This is a genomic window from Agrobacterium sp. SUL3 (assembly GCF_001263295.1).
Lineage (GTDB): Bacteria > Pseudomonadota > Alphaproteobacteria > Rhizobiales > Rhizobiaceae > Agrobacterium > Agrobacterium tomkonis.
The window spans coordinates 1-2,010 of sequence record NZ_KQ414560.1; the positions used below are offsets into that span (position 1 = coordinate 1).

Here is a 2,010-nt window from a genome sequence, read left to right on the forward strand (position 1 = left end):
AGGCCGTGACCGGCGCAACTGCCTGAGTTTAACTGAAAGCGCTTCGTCCGGCCTCAGTCGAACAACGTGACAACGCCGGCTGGAGCCCAACGGGACGAATGCTGCACCATGGGCGAATGTCGACTGCCGACCTCACTACATCGGCGTCCGCATAATCTCACGGATCAGATCATTTGTCTCTGGTCTCGTCGTTTGGTGCCGATATCGGAGAGCCAGAACAGTTCTCGATAATTGAAGGCCCTCGATGGGCTTCGACACCAGGCCCATGTCCGAAGGAATAGCAGTTGCCGGCAAGATCAGCGCACCTGACCCTTGCCGAGCAAGTTCAACTAACCAATCCACGCGGTTGGACCGATACGCCGCGTAGAGTTCATGACCATAATCTGCGCAGGTCCCATGCAAAGCGTCCCGCATTTCGCAATTTAGTCGGTCGAGCATGTCGGTTTTTGCGAGAGCCGCAAGAGAAATCGCATCTTGTTCAGACAACGGATGCGACTTTGACATTACTACCTTGTAGTCCTCTTCATAGAGACGGTCTATGCGATAGAGGTCTTCACTGACCTTCTCTGCGGTGACTGCAACGTCGAGTTTGCCGTCTCGCAACCCGGCAAGAAGCTCGGAGGATGATGCAACGATCAATTCGATTTCGGCTTGCGGTAATCGCTTACGCGTACGCTCCATAGCTGCCGAAATCAGGTTGTGGCCAATCGTTTCGCCGACACCAACAGAGATTGGAACCCGCTCCAAACGCATGTGACGGACCGCCTCAGCCTTCGCCTGGCGCGTCTCATCGTAAATCCTCTGCAACCTTGGCTGCATGAGTTTTCCGAGGGCTGTAAGCCTGCATCCCGCACGGTCCCTGACAAACAGCTCACCTCCAAGCTCGTCTTCAAGTTTCTTGATCGCAGTCGTCAAGGAAGGTTGGGAGACATTGGAGGCACTGGCTGCGTGGGTGAAGTTTCGGTGCTCACAGACAGCGAGAAAATACCTGATCTGGTTCATTTCCATCGCCGCATTCTCCGCCACATCTCAACGCACGCCATCAAAGCAACTTCCATAGTCCATGTCTATTAAAAAATAGAACTTCGGAATTGGAGTCCGACCCATCCGCCATGGGACAAGAGTGCATCGAGAACCAGCACGATGCACTTCAAAGCAGACGCCGACCATGAAAATGCAAATCCTTCAGACATGCGCCGCACTGGCTCTGATCACAACTTCTGCAACTGCACAGGACAACCCAATGGAAAATCACACTGCCAGCTACATCGCCATGCCGGCCGCCGAAGGCCAGACCGCTGCCTTCGCGGAGTTTCTGGCTAGTGCCGCACCCATCGTGGGAGAAACAGAGCCGGGCACTGTACTTTGGTTTGCTTTGCAAGCCGACGATACGCTCGCAATCTTTGACATCTTCGCAGATGAAGAAGCACGCGACGCTCACTTCTCAGGAGCAGTTGCAGCTGCCTTGAACCAGAACGCAGACGCGTTGGTCGACGGAGGATGGGACGCCGGTGTTGTCGCGAACATCAACAACTCCGATGTCCTTTCGGTAAAAGCGCCGGTTGACCTCCACAAGGCAACAACCGCAACTTATATCAAGCTCGAAGCTGCTCCAGGTAAAGGTCCCGAATTGGCAGCCTTGTTGACCGCCGCTGGTCCGATCGTTGCAGATACCGAACCAAAAACTTTGTTCTGGACGGCGCTGCAGATTGACGAGAACAACTTCGCCATCTTTGACATCTTTGCCGACAGCTCTGGGCGCGAAGCGCACTTTGCCGGACAAGTCGCCGGGCTCCTTAATGCAAAGGCTTCAGAATTGGTCGCAGGCGGATGGGACGATGGTGTTGTGGCAAACGCCCGCAATTTCGACATCCTTGCTACCAAGTAATCTCACAGGGTGACTTGAGAAAGAAGTGCCCGGTGCAACCTGGCCGGCGTTGTCACGTTGTTCGACTGAGGCCGGACGAAGCGCTTTCAGTTAAACTCAGGCAGTTGCGCCGGTCACGGCCT

At 54.8% G+C, this 2,010-nt stretch carries 2 protein-coding genes; one reads left to right on the forward strand and one right to left on the reverse strand.

The window, feature by feature from the left end:
- Positions 1 to 135: 135 nt before the first annotated feature.
- Positions 136 to 1,008, reverse strand: a complete 873-nt coding sequence (locus tag AKG12_RS28965; RefSeq protein ID WP_052821465.1) for a LysR family transcriptional regulator — start codon at positions 1,006 to 1,008, stop codon at positions 136 to 138.
- 160 nt (positions 1,009 to 1,168) lie between these two features.
- On the opposite strand from AKG12_RS28965, the gene AKG12_RS28970 reads away from it, so the two are divergent.
- Entirely contained in the window at positions 1,169 to 1,888 is a 720-nt protein-coding gene (locus tag AKG12_RS28970) for a putative quinol monooxygenase (RefSeq protein ID WP_052821466.1), read from the forward strand.
- Positions 1,889 to 2,010 lie beyond the last annotated feature (122 nt).

What these genes read in the sequence shown, in the direction of transcription:
- AKG12_RS28970 (WP_052821466.1), top strand. Translation starts at nt 1,169, where the DNA reads ATGAAAATGCAAATCCTTCAGACATGCGCCGCACTGGCTCTGATCACA.
- AKG12_RS28965 (WP_052821465.1), bottom strand. Translation starts at nt 1,008, where the DNA reads ATGGAAATGAACCAGATCAGGTATTTTCTCGCTGTCTGTGAGCACCGA.